Consider the following 15,671-nt stretch of genomic DNA (forward strand, 5'->3'; position numbering starts at 1 on the left):
ATAGTTTTTGCACTGACCAGTCAGTTCAAAAAGTGGTTCCAGGGGATGGGGAAGCTGTGGACAGTCCGCACGGACTCGGCGTCACGGCCGAGGACTTCGGGCTCAGGGGACCCCGCGGCTGGGCGTTCCGGGGGGTCCGATTCGACGCGGAGCCCGGCTCGCTGATCGCGATCGAGGGGCCCTCCGGATCCGGCCGCACATGTCTGCTGCTCGCGCTCACGGGCCGGATGAAGCCCACCGAGGGGACGGCCGTCGTGGGCCCGTCGAGGCTGCCGAAGCAGATGGCCGCGGTGCGTCGCGTGAGCGCGCTCGCGCACGTGCCCGGCGTCACCGACCTCGACCCGGCCCTGACCGTCGGGGAGCATCTGAGCGAACGGGCGCTGTTGCAGCGGCGGTTCGGCGGCTCCCTGCGGGGGCTGCTGCGGCCCAGGGCGGAGCGGGTCAACGAGGCGAAGCTGCGGATCGACACCGCGCTGGCCGCCGCGGGACTCGACCGGGAGTCCCTGCCCAAGGGGTCCCGGACCGCCGTACGCGATCTGGAGCGGCTGGAAGCGCTGCGGCTGTCCGTGGCGCTGGCTCTCATCGGCCGTCCGCGCCTCCTTGGCGTCGACGACACCGACCTCAAGCTGTCGGACGCCGAACGGGCCGAGGTGTGGGCCCTGTTGAAGTCGCTCACCGAGTCCGGCACCACGGTGGTGGCGGTGTGCAGCGAGGCCCCCGAGGGCGCCACCGTCGTGTCGCCCCAGTCCACCCAGTCCACCCAGTCCACCCAGTCCACCCAGTCTGGCGAATCCGCCAAATCCACCCAAGGCAAGGAGACGGCCGATGCGCTCGCCGAAACTGGCCGCGCTTGAGCTCAGGCGCTTCGGCAGGGGCAAGCTCCCGCGTGCCGCGCTGGCCGCCCTCCTGCTGCTGCCCCTGCTGTACGGCGCCCTCTACTTGTGGTCGTTCTGGGACCCGTACGGCCGTCTCGACCGCATCCCCGTGGCGCTGGTGAACGACGACAAGGGCGCTGTGGCCGCGGGCAGGAAGGTCACGGCGGGCGACGACATCACCAAGGGACTGCGCGACAGCGACACCTTCGAATGGCACGAGGTGAGTGCCGCCGAGGCGCGCGAGGGCGTCGAGGACGGCACGTACTACCTGTCGCTGACCATGCCGAGCGACTTCAGCGAGAGGATCGCCTCCAGCTCCGGGGACACGCCGGAGACGGGCGCGCTCCAGGTCCGTACGAACGACGCGAACAACTACATCGTCGGGCAGATCTCGCGGACGGTGTTCAGCGAGGTGCGGACAGCCGCTTCCACGAAGGCGTCGCGGTCGTTCCTCGACAAGATCTTCATCTCGTTCTCGGACATCCACGGGGCGACCGAGAAGGCCGCCGAGGGGGCCGACAAGCTCAAGGGCGGGATCGGCAAGGCGAAGAAGGGCTCCAAGGATCTCGCGGACGGCCTGAAGGAGGCCAAGAAGGGAAGCGGGAAACTCTCCGGGGGCCTGAAGAAGCTCAACAAGGGCGCGGGTGACCTGGAGGACGGTTCGCGGCAGGTCGCGGACGGCACGCAGTCGCTGGCCGACAAGGTCAACGGGGTCGCGGACGAGGTGGGCCCCTTCCTGAAGGACAACGAGAAGTCGATCGGCGACACGGCCCAGCTCGTCGCCGACTCCGCCGGGGGGATCCGCCACAACCTCGACACCCTGGTGGAGACGGCTCCGGCCGCGGCCAAGGGCGCCCATACGGCCTCCACCGCGCTGAACGCCGTCTACAGAGCGCGTTGCGAGACCCTGCCGGTCCCCGACGCCGCCTGTCCCGACCTGAAGAAGGCCAAGGAAGCGGCCGCGGACGTGGCCAAGGTCGCCGACGACGTGAACACACTGATCGACGACCAGGGCGGCGACCTCGACAAGCTCGACAAGAACCTGGCCACGCTCCAGAAGCAGGCCCAGGCACTCGCCGACCGCTCGCCGCACCTCTCCGAGGACCTCGACGACGCGGTCTCCAAGATCAACAAGCTGAACGCGGGCGCGGAGAAGGTCGCCAAGGGCACCAAGCGGTTGCACACCGGGCTCGGCACGGCCAAGACCGGTGCGACGGACCTCGACACGGGCGTGGGCAAGCTCAAAACGGGCGCGAAAGCCCTCGACGGGGGCCTGTACAAGCTCGTCGGCGGCTCCGGGAAGCTCGCCGGCGGACTGCACGACGGCGCCGACCAGATCCCCGACTACGACAGGACGGCCCGCGACCAGCGCACCCAGGTCATGTCCGACCCCGTGCAGCTGGCCTCCAAGGACCTGCACAAGGCGCCCAACTACGGCACCGGGTTCGCCCCGTACTTCATCCCGCTGTCCCTGTGGGTGGGCGCGATGGTGGCGTACATGCTGATCCAGCCGCTCAACCGGCGCGCGCTCGCGGCGGGCGCCTCGGCGTGGCGCATCGCGCTCGCGGGCTGGCTGCCGGTGGCAGCCGTGGGCGTGCTGCAGACGGCGGCCCTGATGTCCGTGCTGCACTGGGCGATCGGCCTGGAGATGGCGCGGGCGGCCGGGACGGTGGGCTTCCTGTTCCTGGTGACAGCGTGCTTCGCGGCGATCGTGCAGTGGCTGAACGCGCGCTTCGGGGCGGCGGGCCGGATCCTCGTCCTCGCCTTCCTGATGCTCCAGCTGACGTCGGCGGGCGGCACGTACCCCGTCCAGACCAGTCCGGGCTTCTTCAACGCGATCCACCCCTTCTTGCCGATGAGTTACGTCGTCGAGGCCCTCAGGAGGCTCATCACGGGCGGCGGCCTGGGCCCGGTCTGGCAGGCCTGTGCCGTCCTGGTGGCCTTCACGGCGGGCGCCCTCGCGCTCACCGCCCTGTCGGCGCGCCGCAAGCAGGTGTGGACCCTCGACCGGCTGCACCCGGAGCTGAGCCTGTGAGCACGCGCACAACCGCTCCTGTGACAATCGGGGCCATGGAAAGCAGCAGCACCACGGCGGGCGGCGGCGGCCGGCGCGAGGCAACCCGGCAAAAGCTCTACGAGGCGGCCGTCACCCTGATCGCCGAACAGGGTTTCTCCGCCACCACGGTGGACGAGATCGCCGAGCGCGCCGGGGTCGCGAAGGGCACGGTCTACTACAACTTCGCAAGCAAATCGGTCCTTTTCGAAGAGCTGCTGCGACATGGCGTGGGACTCCTCACCGCCTCCCTTCGGGAGGCGGCCGAGAAGACCGCGCGGGACGGCGGCAGCAAGGTCGACGCGCTGGACGCGATGATCCGGGCCGGACTCGTCTTCATCGACCGCTACCCGGCCTTCACCCAGCTGTACGTGGCCGAACTGTGGCGCACCAACCGGGCCTGGCAGTCCACGCTGATGGTCGTCCGGCAGGAAGCCGTCGCGGTCGTCGAGGGCGTCCTGCGCGACGGTGTGGCGAACGGCGAGCTCAGCGACGAGATCGACATCCCGCTGACGGCGGCCGCACTGGTCGGCATGGTCCTGGTGGCCGCCCTGGACTGGCAGGCCTTCCAGCCGGAACGCTCGCTGGACGACGTCCACGCGGCGCTGTCCCGGCTGCTCCAGGGGCGCGTGAGCGGCAGCCGGTAGCCCCCCACCGGGCCTGAGGCCGCCCGGCACACACGAAAGCGCCGGTCCGATGTGGCCGCGTCCCCCGCGGGCCACCCGAACCGGCGCTTCGCCGTGCTCCCCCGTACTCCCCGTGTTCCCCCGTTGGGTCCCCGTTCGGTCGTCCCCCGGGTTCCCCCGTGCCTCGCTCCCGCCGACCACGTCGGCGGAAGGAGCGGCCAAGGGCGCGAGATCCGTTCCGCCGCCCCGTGTCGGCGGTACCGGAGCCGCGCCCCTTTCCGTGCCTCCACTCTCCCGTTCGCGCAGGTCGGGCCCATCCGCGCGCGTACTCATCTCACTCCCTAGGTACGCGTACTCAGACCTGCGCACTCATGCCCAGGAGGCACCGTTGCCGACTGGTTACGATCGCGTCCGTGTCCGTACTCCCCCTGGCCGGGGGCCTGGGGGTTCGTCCCCCAGAAGGCACAGCACCAGCGGCTGGGCCAGCGGCATCAACGCGTACGCGGTGGTGCTGCTCCTCGGCGTCTTCGGCGCGACCGGCCTGAGCGACGGCGTCCCGGAGTCCCTCCAGCGCCCTGAGATCCTCGTCACAGCAGGCGTTCTCTTCCTCTGCGAGGCGGTCGCCGACAAGATCCCGTACGTGGACTCGGTGTGGGACTCGGTGCACACCGTGATCCGGCCGGCGGCGGGCGCGTGGGTCGGGGCGCTGCTCGCCGGGCAGAGCGGTTCGCTCTCGGATCTGGCGGCGGGCGCGATCGGCGGTTCGACGGCGCTGGCGAGCCACACGGTCAAGGCCGGGACGCGGATGGCGATCAACACCTCGCCGGAGCCGTTCAGCAACATCTTCATGAGCACCGCCGAGGATCTCGGGGTCGCCGGGATCCTCACCTTCGCGATGTTCCGTCCCGAGGCCGCGGCGATCATCGCGGGCGTTCTCCTCCTCGCCGGGCTGGTGGTGCTCTTCTTCCTCGTCTCGCGGATCCGGCGCTTTCTGCGTCGCAGGGCACAACGCCGGGAGGAGAGACGGCTGGCGGAACCGGTGGCGGAACGGGCGGAGCAGCCGCCCGACTGACCGCCGCGGAACGGGCTGTCAGTGGTGGCCGATAAAGTCGCTGGCATGGGACGGATTGCGGTGATCGGCGCCGGGATGGGCGCGATGGCGACCGCCGCCCGGCTGGCCGTCGCGGGCCACCGGGTGGTGGTGTACGAGCGAGCGGAGACGTACGGCGGTGCGGTGCGCCGCTTCGAGCGCGACGGCTTCGCCTTCGACACGGGCCCGGGACTGCTCCCGCTGCCCGCGGTCTACCGCGACCTGTTCGTCAAGACGGGCAAGCAGCCGCTGGAGGAGTGCGTCGAGCTGGTCCAGGTGGACCCGTCGTCACGGCACCTCTTCGCCGACGGCACGGAGGTCTCCCTGCCGAACGCCTCGCGCGCGGGCGTCGTCACCGCGCTGGACGAGGCGCTCGGGTCGGGCGCGGGCGACCGCTGGGGCGACTTCCTGATCCGGGCCCGCGAGGCGTGGGACCGCACCCGCAGGCCGCTCCTGGAGGAGCCGCTGTGGCCCAACTGGTCAGTGCTCGCCGATCGTGAGCCCTACCCGTCGGTGCCGCACAAGAAGCTGCTGCGCACCCGCCGGGCCACCACCCTCGCCGAGGTCGCCGCCTGGGAACTGCGCGATCCGCGCCTCACGGCCCTCCTGGAGAGCCACGCCCTCGCGTACGGGCTCGACCCGCGCGTCGCCCCGGCGAGCGCCGCCGTGCTGCCCTACATGGAGCACGCCTTCGGCACCTGGTATGTGCGCGGAGGCATACGGGAGTTGGCGCGCGCGGTGTACGAGCGGTGTGTGGCCCGCAGGGTGGAGTTCCGCTTCGGGGCCTCCGTCGAGCGGATCGTCGAGAAGGACGGTCGGGCGGCGGGCGTCGAGCTCATCGACGGCACGGTCGCGGACGCGGACTTCGTGGTCGCGGGTGTCGCGCCCGGCATGCTGGACCGCCTCGTCGCCGGGACGGCGATACGGGGTGACGGCGAGGTCGCGGCGCAGCGCGGGGCGCCGAGCCGGCTGACCGTGCTGCTGGCACTGCGCGGTGGGCGGCCGGAGGGGGTGGCGCATCGGACGGTGGTGCACACGACCGACCGCGAGGAGGAGTTGGGCCGGCTCTTCGGAGAGCACCCGGGACTCCCGGCCACGCCCACCGTCACGGTGTCACGCCCCGACGACACGGCGCTGGTGCCGGACCCGGAGCACGAGGCGGTCACGCTGACCGTCACGGTGCCGTCGGGCCTGAAGGTGTCCGAGTCGGACGTGGACCGGGTTCTCGGCGTCGCCGAGCCCGCTCTGCCCGGCCTCCGTGACCGCCTTCTGTGGCACGAGGTCCGCACCCCGGCCGACATCGCGGAGGCGACGGGTGCGGACGGCGGCGCTGTTCCGGCCCCGGCGCTCGCGGCCGCGGACGGCCGACTGCTGCACCCGTCGAACGGCACCCGTGTGCCGGGGCTGTTCGCCGCGGGCGGCTGGGCCCACCCCGGCGGCGGGCTTCCGCACGCGGGCATGTCGGGCGCGCTGGTGGCCGGACTGATCGTGGAGGGGCCGGAGTTCCGGGGCTCGCAGTGAGCACGCCGGTGGACTGAAGGCTGCTGGGGGCGGCCTTCAGTAGCGGTACTGCTCGTCGTACCCGGTGCCGTTGCCGTTCCCCTGGTACGGATACGGCTGCTCGGGCGGGAGTTCGCCGCCGTACTCGTCGGTGCGCTGCTGCGGCACCCAGACGCCGCCGGACGGGGTCTCGCCGCCGTAGGTGCCGGTGCCGGTGGCGTACTGGTCCTGGCCGTAGCCCTGCTGCATGTACTGCTGCTGTTCGCCGCCGTACGTCGTGTCGTACGAGGCACCGGTGTACGTCTGCGTGCCGATGTACGGGTCGGAGTAGGCGGCGTACTGCTGCTGGCCGTTGTCGTAGCCGTACTGCTGCTGGTCGTACCCGGAGTAGCCGTCGTACGCGTACGCCTGCTGGTCCTGGGGCTGCCCGGCCGCCGCGTAGGCCTGCTGGTCCTGGGACTGGGCGGCGCCGGCGTAGGACTGGTCGCCGGCCGCAGCGTACGCGTTGTCGCTGTAGATGCCGTACGAACCGGTGTCCTCGGGCAGGGGCTGCGGCTCGTACACGGCGGTGGTCTCGGCGGCCGCGGGCTCGCCGGAGCCCGGGGGCATGAACCGGTCCGACTGCGCGGGCGTGAAGACGTCGTCCTCGCCGGCGTATTCGTCGTCCTGCGCGTAGGCCGGGGCGTCGGTCGCTTCGAGGTCGGAGACCTCCAGCGTCGGGTCCTGGTGGTCCGGCTCGCCGCGGCGGCGCTTGCTGGGCTTGGCGGGCTTACCGGACGCGGAACGGCCGTTGAGGGCCCAGCCCTCGGCGAAGCCGCGGCGGAACGACAGGGTGACGTATGTCTGGCCGACCGCGAAGGCGGCCGCACCCAGGCCGATGACGACCACGGAGGGCATCAGCACACCGAGGACCACGCCGACGAAGCCGACGAAGGCGAGCAGCCGGTAGCGCAGTCGCGCCTTGTACTGCAGCAGCACCTCGCCGAGCAGCCACAGCGCGACAATGCCGAACGCGATATAGAGGACCGTCCAGCCCATGTACGCCCCTCTCCCAGTGGCCGCTACCGCAGTCTGTCGTACGCGGGTGCGACCGGTCTAGGCCTGCTGTGGGTGGTGCAGGCCCAGATTCTCGTAGATTTCCAGCGTCGCCGTGGAGTTGTTGAGCGTAATGAAGTGCAGTCCGGGGACTCCCTCGGCCAGCAGCCTCGCGCAGAACTCCGTCGCGAACTCAATTCCAATGGAGCGTACAGCCGCCGCATCGTCTTTGGCTGTGAGGATCCGCTCTTTCAGGGCGTCCGGGAACGAGGCGTTACTGAGCTTCGGGAGCCGCTCCAGCATCTTCACACTCGTCACCGGCATGACCTCCGGAATGACCGGGGTCTCGCAGCCGGCCGCCGCGACACGGTCGCGCAGGCGCAGGTAGGAATCCGGCTGGAAGAACATCTGCGTGATCGCGTAGTCGGCGCCGGCACGGCACTTGTCGACGAAGTGCGCGACGTCCAGGTCCCAGTCCGCGGAGCGCGGGTGCATCTCCGGGAAGGCCGCGACGCCGACGCAGAAATCGCCGGACTCCTTGATGAGCTGAACAAGTTCGGCCGCGTAGGTCAGACCCCGCGGGTGCGGCACCCATTCGCCCATGGGGTCGCCGGGCGGGTCGCCGCGGACCGCGAGGATGTTGCGGATTCCGGCGTCCGCGTACTGGCCGATGATGTTGCGCAGTTCCGCGATGGAGTGGTTGACCGCGGTGAGGTGGGCCACCGGGGTGAGCGTCGTGTCGGCGACGATCTGCTCGGTCTCCTTGACCGTGCCGGCGCGGGTGGAACCGCCGGCGCCGTAGGTCACGGAGACGAAGTCGGGCGCGACGGCCTCGACCCGGCGGAGGGCGTTCCACAGGTTCCGCTCGCCCTTGGGGGTCTTCGGCGCGGAGAACTCGAACGAGTACGTCGTCTTGCCGGTCGCGAGCATGTCGCGCACGGTGCGTGCGCGATCAGTCCTGGTGGAAGCAGATCCGAGGGCCATACCGGCAGGTTAGCCAGGGGCCGCCGGTCCCCCAACCGAACCGAGGGGAATTGTCCGATTTGCCGACTTCTTGTCCACCCCTCGGACACTTACCGGACAACTAATCGGACAACCGGCCGGAACAGTCACCAGGTGACTACGCGTGACGCAGCCGCTTCGCGAACTCTCCCGCCGCCGCTCCCGGATCATCCGCCTCGGTGATCGCCCGAACGACGACGACACGGCGGGCGCCCGCCTCCAGGACCTCGTCGAGGTTGCCGAGATCGATGCCGCCGATGGCGAACCAGGGGCGGTCGCTGCCCAGCGAGGCCGTGTAACGGACCAGGTCGAGGCCGGGTGCGTGGCGGCCGGGCTTGGTGGGGGTGGGCCAGCAGGGGCCGGTGCAGAAGTAGTCCACGCCCTCCTGGACGGCGGCGGCGGCGACCTCGGACTCGGCGTGGGTGGAGCGGCCTATCAGGACGTCGTCGCCGAGGACGGCGCGGGCCGCGGGGACCGGGAGGTCGCCCTGGCCCAGGTGCAGGACGTCGGCGCCGATGGCGTGGGCCACGTCCGCCCGGTCGTTGACCGCGAGGAGCTTGCCGTGGCGTGCGCAGGCGTCCGCGAAGACCTGGAGGTGCTCCAGCTCCTCGGCCGCCTCCATGCCCTTGTCGCGCAGCTGCACGATGTCCACGCCGCCCGCCAGGACCGCGTCGAGGAACCCGGCGAGGTCGCCCTGGCGCTTACGGGCGTCCGTGCACAGGTAGACGCGGGCGTCGGCGAGCTGGGCGCGCGCGGTGTCGGCAGCGTTCTCGGGCATGCGTATATCCCCCGTTGTCGGTGCGTACGGACCACGGCGGCCGGGGTGGCCCTGACCCGCCGTGGTCCGTACGCCGGACGGTCTGTTCGGGTCAGACGGCGAGCGCCTGGGCGCGGCGCTTCACCTCCGTGCCGCGATTCTCGCTCAGAGCCTGCGCGGGGGTGCCGGGCAGGGTCGGGTCGGGGGTGAAGAGCCACTCAAGCATCTCTTCGTCGGAGAAGCCGTCGTCCCGCAGGAGCGTCAGGGTCCCGGACAGGCCCTTGACGATCCGGTATCCCTGCTCGGCGTCACCGTCGATGAAGGCGGCGGGCACGTGCAGCGCCCTGTTCTCACCACGTCGTACGGCGATCAGCAGGCCTTCCTTGACATGCTGCCGCACACGAGTCACCTCGACGTCGAACATTTCGGCGATGTCGGGGAGGGTGAGCCAGGCGGGGACGAGAGCATCAATCTTTGCGTCAATCTCGGTCACGGGACAAGCCTGCCATCCCGGACTGACAGTCGGAAGCCAAGGCCGTCCGACCTGGGGTAACGGATTAGGCCATGGCCGCCTTCAGAGGCCTCGACGGGTCCGCCAGCGCTTCCGGGTCCATCGGCGTGCCCGCCTCGATGAGTCTGCGCCCCTGGGCCAGGTCCCTCGGGCGGCCCACGGCCAAAAGGGCGACGAGGCGGTTCTCGCGCAGCCAGCAGACCGACCAGGAGGCGCCCGCGGGGTCGCCGCGCCACACCGTGGCATCGGCCGGGGCATGGTGGCCGACGTACTGGACGAAGCGGCCGAACTGCTCGGACCAGAAGTACGGGACCGGGTCGTACGCCGCCGGGGCCTCGCCGATGATGTTCGCGGCGACCGTACGGGGGCCCTGGAGGGCGTTGTCCCAGTGGTGGACGAGGAGGCGGTCCTCATACCTTCCCGAAGGGAAGGAGGCACAGTCGCCGACCGCGTACACGTCCGGTACGGAGGTGCGCAGATGGTCGTCGGCCACGATCTCGCGGTGGGCGCCGAGTTCGATCCCGGAGCCAGCGAGCCAGGCCGTCGCGGGGCGGGCCCCGATGCCGACGACGACGGCGTCCGCGGGCACCCGGGTGCCGTCGTCGAGGACCACGGCACCCTGCTCGATGCGCTCCACGCGCGCGTGGGTACGCAACGAGGCCCCGCTGTCCGCGTACCAGGACGCCATCCGTGCGGCCACCTCGGCGGGCAGCGCCCCGGCGAGCGGCCGGTCGGCGGCCTCGACGACGGTCACCGCGCACCCCGCCTCGCGCGCCGCCGTGGCGAACTCGGCGCCGATCCAGCCCGCCCCGACGACCACGATGTCGTGCTGCTGGGCGAGGACGGGACGCAGCCGCTCGGCGTCGTCCAGGGTGCGCAGCAGATGGACCCCGGGCACACCCTCCGCGCCCGGCAGCTGAATCGGCTCCGCACCGGTCGCGATGACCAGGACGTCGTACGGCTCGGGCCCGGTGGCGGTGTCCAGCTCATGCTCCAGAGGCCGTACACCGAGCGCCTCGCGCCCGAGCTGCAGATCGATGTCCAGTGCCTCGAAGTCGACGTCGAAGGCGGAGCCCTCGGCCTTTCCGAGCAGCACCGCCTTGGACAGCGGCGGCCGGTCGTACGGCTGATGGGGCTCCGCGCCGATCAGCGTCACGCTGCCCTTGAAACCCTGTTCGCGCAGGGCGACCGCGGTCTGCACACCGGCCATGCCCGCGCCTACGACGACGACCCGCCGTGCCGTACGCCCCTGCGACTGTGCCTGCGTCTGCTCGCTCACCTGATCACCATAGACAACTGACAATTCGTCAGTCAGCGGACGCGTTCAGTGACCTGTTCCACAATCCTCGCCGACCTGTCCGCCGATCTGTTCCACGACGCTCGTCCCGCTGCCCGTCTGCGACTCCCATTCCCAGGTCTCCTCCAGGCGTACGCGCCCGTCGGGCAGCTCGACCACGAGGGACACGCAGTGCCCCGACGAGGTGCTGCCGTCGCGCTTCAGCTGTACGTACCGGAAGTCGAGCCGGTCGTCTTGGCGGGTACCCAGAAGGTGGCCTCTTATGACATCGCCGCCCGCGTATTCGGCCCAGATCTCGCCGTCCTTCTCGTGGTATGTGAAGCGGGTGCGGGTGCCCACCTGGCCGGGCGCCTGGTCGGCGACAGGGGCGAGGACAAGGCCGTCGAGCGAACGCGCCATGGGCGGAGGCTCCCTTACTGAGACAGGTGGCGGCGGGCTAGGGTGGCCAACGTAAAGCACTCGCGGGAGCCCGGACGTACTGGGCTGAGAGGGAGGCTGGGACGGCCTCCGACCGTACGAACCTGATCCGGGTCATGCCGGCGAAGGGAGGGGCTGGACGCCCATGTCGCCTACACGTACGTCAGACGTCCTCGTCATCGGGGGCGGAATCATCGGGCTCGTGACGGCCTGGCGGGCCGCGCAGCGCGGGTTCACCACCGCCCTCGTGGACCCCGAGCCCGGCGGCGGAGCGGCCCAGGTGGCCGCCGGAATGCTCGCCGCCGTCACCGAACTGCACTACGGCGAGCAGACCCTGCTGGGTCTCAATCTCGCCTCCGCGCGCCGCTATCCGGAGTTCGCCGCCGAGCTCACCGAGGCGACCGGCCAGGACCTCGGCTACCGCCAGTGCGGCACGCTGGCCGTCGCGCTGGACGCCGACGACCGCGCCCATCTGCGCGAACTGCACGCCCTGCAACGCCAGTCGGGACTCGACTCGGAGTGGCTGAGCGGACGCGAGTGCCGCCGTCTGGAGCCGATGCTGGCACCCGGGGTACGCGGCGGTCTGCGGGTCGACGGCGACCACCAGGTCGATCCGCGCCGGCTCGCGAGGGCCCTGGTCACCGCGTGCGAGCGGGCCGGAGTGGTGTTCCACCGGACGTGGGCCGAACGGCTGACCGTCGTACGGGACCGGGCCACCGGAGTCGTCACCACGGACGGCACCGAGCTCGCGGCGGGTCAGGTGGTGCTCGCCGGGGGCAGCCTCAGCGGGCGTCTGGCGGGCGTTCCCGACGGCGTCCTGCCACCCGTGCGCCCCGTGAAGGGGCAGGTGCTGCGGCTGACCGTGCCGAAGCGGTACGCGCCCTTCCTGAGCCGCACCGTGCGGGCCGTGGTGCGCGGCAGCCAGGTCTACCTGGTGCCGCGCGAGAACGGCGAGCTCGTCGTCGGCGCCACCAGCGAGGAGCTGGGCTGGGACACGACGGTGACCGCGGGCGGCGTGTACGAGCTGCTGCGCGACGCCCATGAGCTCGTTCCCGGGATCACCGAGCTGCCGCTCACGGAGACCCGCGCGGGACTGCGCCCGGGTTCGCCCGACAACGCGCCGCTGCTCGGCCCGACCGAACTCGACGGCCTGCTGCTGGCCACCGGGCACTACCGCAACGGCGTCCTGCTCACGCCCGTCACCGGTGACGCGATGGCCCACGCCCTGACCACCGGTGAACTCCCCGACGAGGCCCGCCCCTTCACCCCCAGGCGTTTCAGCGCCGCCGCCCTCACGGAGCAGCCCGCATGAACATCTTCGTCAATGGAGAACGGCAGCGGATCGCCGCCGGGACCGCTCTCGACTCGCTCGTCGCGGCCCTCACCGTCGCACCCTCCGGCGTGGCCGCCGCGCTCAACGAAACCGTCGTCCCGCGCGGGCAGTGGTCGTCCACCGCCCTCTCCGAGGGAGACCGCGTCGAAGTCCTCACCGCCGTCCAGGGAGGCTGACCCATGGCAGACGATCCCTTCGTCCTCGGTGGTACGTCCTTCTCGTCCCGGCTGATCATGGGTACGGGCGGTGCGCCCAGCCTCGACGTCCTGGAACGCTCGCTCGTGGCGTCCGGCACGGAGCTGACGACGGTCGCGATGCGGCGCGTGAACGCCTCCGTGCACGGTTCGGTGCTGTCCGTCCTCGACAAGCTGGGCATCCGCGTGCTGCCGAACACGGCGGGGTGTTTCACCGCGGGTGAGGCCGTGCTGACCGCCCGGCTCGCGCGGGAGGCGCTGGGTACGCAGCTGATCAAGCTGGAGGTCATCGCCGACGAGCGGACGCTGCTGCCCGACCCGATCGAGCTGCTCGACGCGGCGGAGACGCTGGTGGACGACGGGTTCACCGTGCTGCCGTACACCAATGACGACCCTGTATTGGCGCGGAAGCTGGAGGACGTCGGCTGTGCGGCGATCATGCCGCTCGGGTCGCCGATCGGGTCCGGGCTCGGGATCCGGAATCCGCACAACTTCCAGTTGATCGTGGAGCACGCGCGCGTGCCGGTCATTCTGGACGCGGGGGCCGGTACCGCGTCGGATGCCGCGCTGGCCATGGAGCTGGGGTGTGCGGGGGTGATGCTTGCCTCGGCGGTGACGCGGGCGCAGGAGCCGGTGCTGATGGCTGAGGGGATGCGGCACGCGGTGGAGGCGGGGCGGCTGGCGTATCGGGCGGGGCGGATTCCTCGGCGGCACTTCGCGCAGGCGTCGTCTCCTGCGGAGGGCTTGGCGGTGCTGGATCCGGAGCGGCCGGCCTTCTGACCTTGGCTGTGCCTCGTGGGTGGTTACTGTCACAGAAGTTCCGGGCTCGCGCACCGCCCGTTTCCAGCCTGCTGGGAAGTGCGCGTCTCCTGTGGGGGTTCCCGCCGTTGGCGGCTGACCCTGCAAACGGCTCGTTGCGTGCGGTGTGCGTCACAGGTCGGCTGCAGTCGCGCTGCGGTATCGGGGGAACGGGCTGTCGTGACAGTGGCGGCTCGTACACTCACCTGCGTGGATACGACCCTTCAGGACCCGCTTGTCGGGCGCGTGCTCGATGGCCGTTATCGCGTTGACTCACGGATCGCGGTCGGCGGGATGGCCACGGTCTACAGGGCCCTGGACACCCGCCTCGACCGCGTGCTCGCGCTCAAGGTGATGCACCCGACGCTGGCCGCCGACGGCTCGTTCGTCGAGCGCTTCATCCGTGAGGCCAAGTCGGTGGCCCGGCTCGCCCACCCCAATGTGGTGCAGGTCTTCGACCAGGGGACGGACGGGTCGTACGTCTATCTGGCCATGGAGTACATCGCCGGGTGCACGCTGCGCGACGTGCTGCGCGACCGTGGTGCCCTGCAGCCGCGAGCCGCGCTCGACATCCTGGAGCCGGTGCTCGCCGCGCTCGGCGCCGCGCACCGCGCCGGGTTCGTGCACCGCGACATGAAGCCGGAGAACGTCCTCATAGGGGACGACGGCCGGGTCAAAGTGGCCGACTTCGGTCTCGTACGGGCCGTGGACACGGTCACCAACACGACGGGGTCCGTTCTCGGCACTGTCTCGTACCTCGCCCCCGAACAGATCGAGCACGGCACCGCCGACACCCGCGTCGACGTCTACGCGTGCGGGGTCGTCCTCTACGAGATGCTCACCGGCGACAAGCCGCACTCCGGGGACTCCCCCGCCCAGGTTCTCTACCAGCACCTCCACGCGGACGTGCCGCCGCCGTCGGCCGTCGTGCCGGGACTGCCGTACGAGCTCGACGAGCTGGTCGGCACGGCGACCGCCCGTAATCCCGAGGTGCGCCCGCACGACGCGGTGGCGCTGCTCGGCCGGGTGCTGGAGGCGCGGGCCGGGCTCACCGCCGAACAGCTCGACGCCATACCGCCGCAGGCGCTCGCCACGGGCCACGACAACGCCGGCGACCGTACGAGCGTGATCCCGCGCTCGCTGTCGGTTCCCCGTCTGCTGCCCGTGAACGAGGACGAGGACGACACCTCCGCCCTCGACCGGACCAGCCGGTTCGAGCGGACCAGCCGCTTCGAGACCGCACCGGTCGCTCCCTCGCGGCGCGCCCCTCGGGGGCCCCGGCGCGGCCTGATCGCCGTCGTCGCCGCCATCCTGCTGGTGCTCGGCCTCGGCGCCGGCGTCTGGTACATCAACTCCGGCCAGTTCACCAAGGTCCCGCCGGTCCTGTCGAAGACCGAGAAGCAAGCCAAGGACCAGCTGGCCAACGCCGGGCTCGACGCCAAGGTCAAGCACGCGTACAGCGACACCGTGAAGCGCGGCTCCGTCATCACCACCGACCCGGAGATCGGCGCCCGCATCCGCGACAACGACGCGGTGACGCTGACCATCTCCAACGGTCCCGAGACGGTGAAGGTGCCCGACTTGAAGGGCTTCGCGCTGTTCAAGGCGAAGGAAGTCCTCAAGGACGACGGACTCGCCGCGGGCATGGTCACCCGGGAGTTCAGCGAGGACGTCGCCAAGGGCTTCGTGATCAGCACGGATCCGTCGGCGGGCACCAAGCGGCACGCCGGTTCGGCCATCGCGATCACCGTCAGCAAGGGCAGCCCCGTGGAGGTGCCCGAGGTCACGGGCGCGTCCGTGGAGGACGCCACCTCGGAGCTCGAATCCTCCGGCCTGAAGGTGAAGATCGCCTCCGGGAAGGTCAATTCGGAGTTCGACAAGGGCCAGGTCGCCGAGCAGTCGCCGGGCGCGGGCCGCGAGCTCGCCGCCGGTGACACGGTAACGCTGACGATCTCCAAGGGCCCCGAGATGGTCCAGGTCCCGGACGTCGTGGGCGACAGCGTGGACGACGCGAAGAAGGCGCTGGAGGATGCCGGGTTCAAGGTCGACGAGGACCGTGGACTGCTCGGGCTCTTCGGGGACAAGGTCAAGAGCCAGTCGGTGGACGGTGGCGAGACGGCGCCCAAGGGATCGACGATCACCATCGAGATCCGCTGAGCCGGGGGCGGGCTTCACCGCCTTGA

At 70.9% G+C, this 15,671-nt stretch carries 15 protein-coding genes and 1 riboswitch; of the genes, 9 read left to right on the forward strand and 6 right to left on the reverse strand.

Going from position 1 to position 15,671, the window contains the following annotated elements:
* Positions 1 to 56 precede the first annotated feature (56 nt).
* The 5 genes from AB5J50_RS13950 to AB5J50_RS13970 all read left to right on the forward strand — a co-directional run bounded on the left by AB5J50_RS13950 (position 57) and on the right by AB5J50_RS13970 (position 6,165).
* Positions 57 to 854 (forward strand): ATP-binding cassette domain-containing protein, encoded by a 798-nt coding sequence (locus AB5J50_RS13950; protein ID WP_369257981.1) that lies wholly within the window; start codon positions 57 to 59, stop codon positions 852 to 854.
* Positions 826 to 2,910, forward strand: a complete 2,085-nt coding sequence (locus tag AB5J50_RS13955) for a YhgE/Pip family protein (protein ID WP_369257983.1) — start codon at positions 826 to 828, stop codon at positions 2,908 to 2,910. The genes AB5J50_RS13950 and AB5J50_RS13955 overlap by 29 nt, the downstream gene beginning before the upstream one ends.
* Positions 2,911 to 2,945: 35 nt before the next feature.
* A complete protein-coding gene (locus AB5J50_RS13960) occupies positions 2,946 to 3,575 on the forward strand; it encodes a TetR/AcrR family transcriptional regulator (protein WP_327428060.1) in 630 nt (209 codons plus the stop codon).
* A gap of 469 nt (positions 3,576 to 4,044) precedes the next feature.
* Positions 4,045 to 4,626, forward strand: a complete 582-nt coding sequence (locus tag AB5J50_RS13965) for a DUF4126 domain-containing protein (protein WP_369265388.1) — start codon at positions 4,045 to 4,047, stop codon at positions 4,624 to 4,626.
* 45 nt (positions 4,627 to 4,671) lie between these two features.
* On the forward strand, positions 4,672 to 6,165 hold the full coding sequence (locus AB5J50_RS13970) for a phytoene desaturase family protein (RefSeq protein ID WP_369257986.1): 1,494 nt from the start codon (positions 4,672 to 4,674) through the stop codon (positions 6,163 to 6,165).
* Positions 6,166 to 6,201: 36 nt separating this feature from the next.
* On the opposite strand, the gene AB5J50_RS13975 is transcribed toward AB5J50_RS13970, so the two are convergent.
* The 6 genes from AB5J50_RS13975 to AB5J50_RS14000 form a co-directional block, all read right to left on the reverse strand.
* Complete coding sequence (locus tag AB5J50_RS13975) at positions 6,202 to 7,182, reverse strand: hypothetical protein (protein ID WP_369257988.1); 981 nt, start codon at positions 7,180 to 7,182, stop codon at positions 6,202 to 6,204.
* A gap of 57 nt (positions 7,183 to 7,239) precedes the next feature.
* Positions 7,240 to 8,163, reverse strand: coding sequence for a methylenetetrahydrofolate reductase [NAD(P)H] (gene metF, locus AB5J50_RS13980; RefSeq protein WP_327428064.1), 924 nt, complete (start codon positions 8,161 to 8,163; stop codon positions 7,240 to 7,242).
* A 136-nt stretch (positions 8,164 to 8,299) separates the two neighbouring features.
* Entirely contained in the window at positions 8,300 to 8,959 is a 660-nt protein-coding gene (gene thiE, locus AB5J50_RS13985) for a thiamine phosphate synthase (RefSeq protein WP_330303944.1), read from the reverse strand.
* Between the two features lie 91 nt (positions 8,960 to 9,050).
* Positions 9,051 to 9,431 (reverse strand): Rv2175c family DNA-binding protein, encoded by a 381-nt coding sequence (locus tag AB5J50_RS13990; protein WP_327428066.1) that lies wholly within the window; start codon positions 9,429 to 9,431, stop codon positions 9,051 to 9,053.
* Positions 9,432 to 9,495: 64 nt separating this feature from the next.
* On the reverse strand, positions 9,496 to 10,728 hold the full coding sequence (locus tag AB5J50_RS13995) for an NAD(P)/FAD-dependent oxidoreductase (RefSeq protein ID WP_369257991.1): 1,233 nt from the start codon (positions 10,726 to 10,728) through the stop codon (positions 9,496 to 9,498).
* 45 nt (positions 10,729 to 10,773) lie between these two features.
* Positions 10,774 to 11,145: a hypothetical protein gene (locus AB5J50_RS14000; RefSeq protein ID WP_369257993.1), complete on the reverse strand. Its 372-nt coding sequence runs from the start codon at positions 11,143 to 11,145 to the stop codon at positions 10,774 to 10,776.
* A 52-nt stretch (positions 11,146 to 11,197) separates the two neighbouring features.
* A riboswitch (TPP riboswitch) is annotated at positions 11,198 to 11,311 on the forward strand.
* On the opposite strand from AB5J50_RS14000, the gene thiO reads away from it, so the two are divergent.
* The 4 genes from thiO to pknB all read left to right on the forward strand — a co-directional run bounded on the left by thiO (position 11,309) and on the right by pknB (position 15,645).
* Positions 11,309 to 12,475, forward strand: coding sequence for a glycine oxidase ThiO (thiO, locus tag AB5J50_RS14005; RefSeq protein ID WP_369257995.1), 1,167 nt, complete (start codon positions 11,309 to 11,311; stop codon positions 12,473 to 12,475). Its footprint overlaps the riboswitch before it by 3 nt.
* On the forward strand, positions 12,472 to 12,672 hold the full coding sequence (gene thiS / locus AB5J50_RS14010; protein ID WP_327428069.1) for a sulfur carrier protein ThiS: 201 nt from the start codon (positions 12,472 to 12,474) through the stop codon (positions 12,670 to 12,672). The genes thiO and thiS overlap by 4 nt, the downstream gene beginning before the upstream one ends.
* A 3-nt stretch (positions 12,673 to 12,675) precedes the next feature.
* Positions 12,676 to 13,470 (forward strand): thiazole synthase, encoded by a 795-nt coding sequence (locus tag AB5J50_RS14015; protein WP_369257998.1) that lies wholly within the window; start codon positions 12,676 to 12,678, stop codon positions 13,468 to 13,470.
* A gap of 228 nt (positions 13,471 to 13,698) precedes the next feature.
* Positions 13,699 to 15,645, forward strand: coding sequence for a Stk1 family PASTA domain-containing Ser/Thr kinase (gene pknB, locus AB5J50_RS14020; RefSeq protein WP_369258000.1), 1,947 nt, complete (start codon positions 13,699 to 13,701; stop codon positions 15,643 to 15,645).
* Positions 15,646 to 15,671 lie beyond the last annotated feature (26 nt).

The organism is Streptomyces sp. R35 (assembly GCF_041053035.1).
Classification (GTDB): Bacteria; Actinomycetota; Actinomycetes; order Streptomycetales; family Streptomycetaceae; genus Streptomyces; species Streptomyces lutosisoli.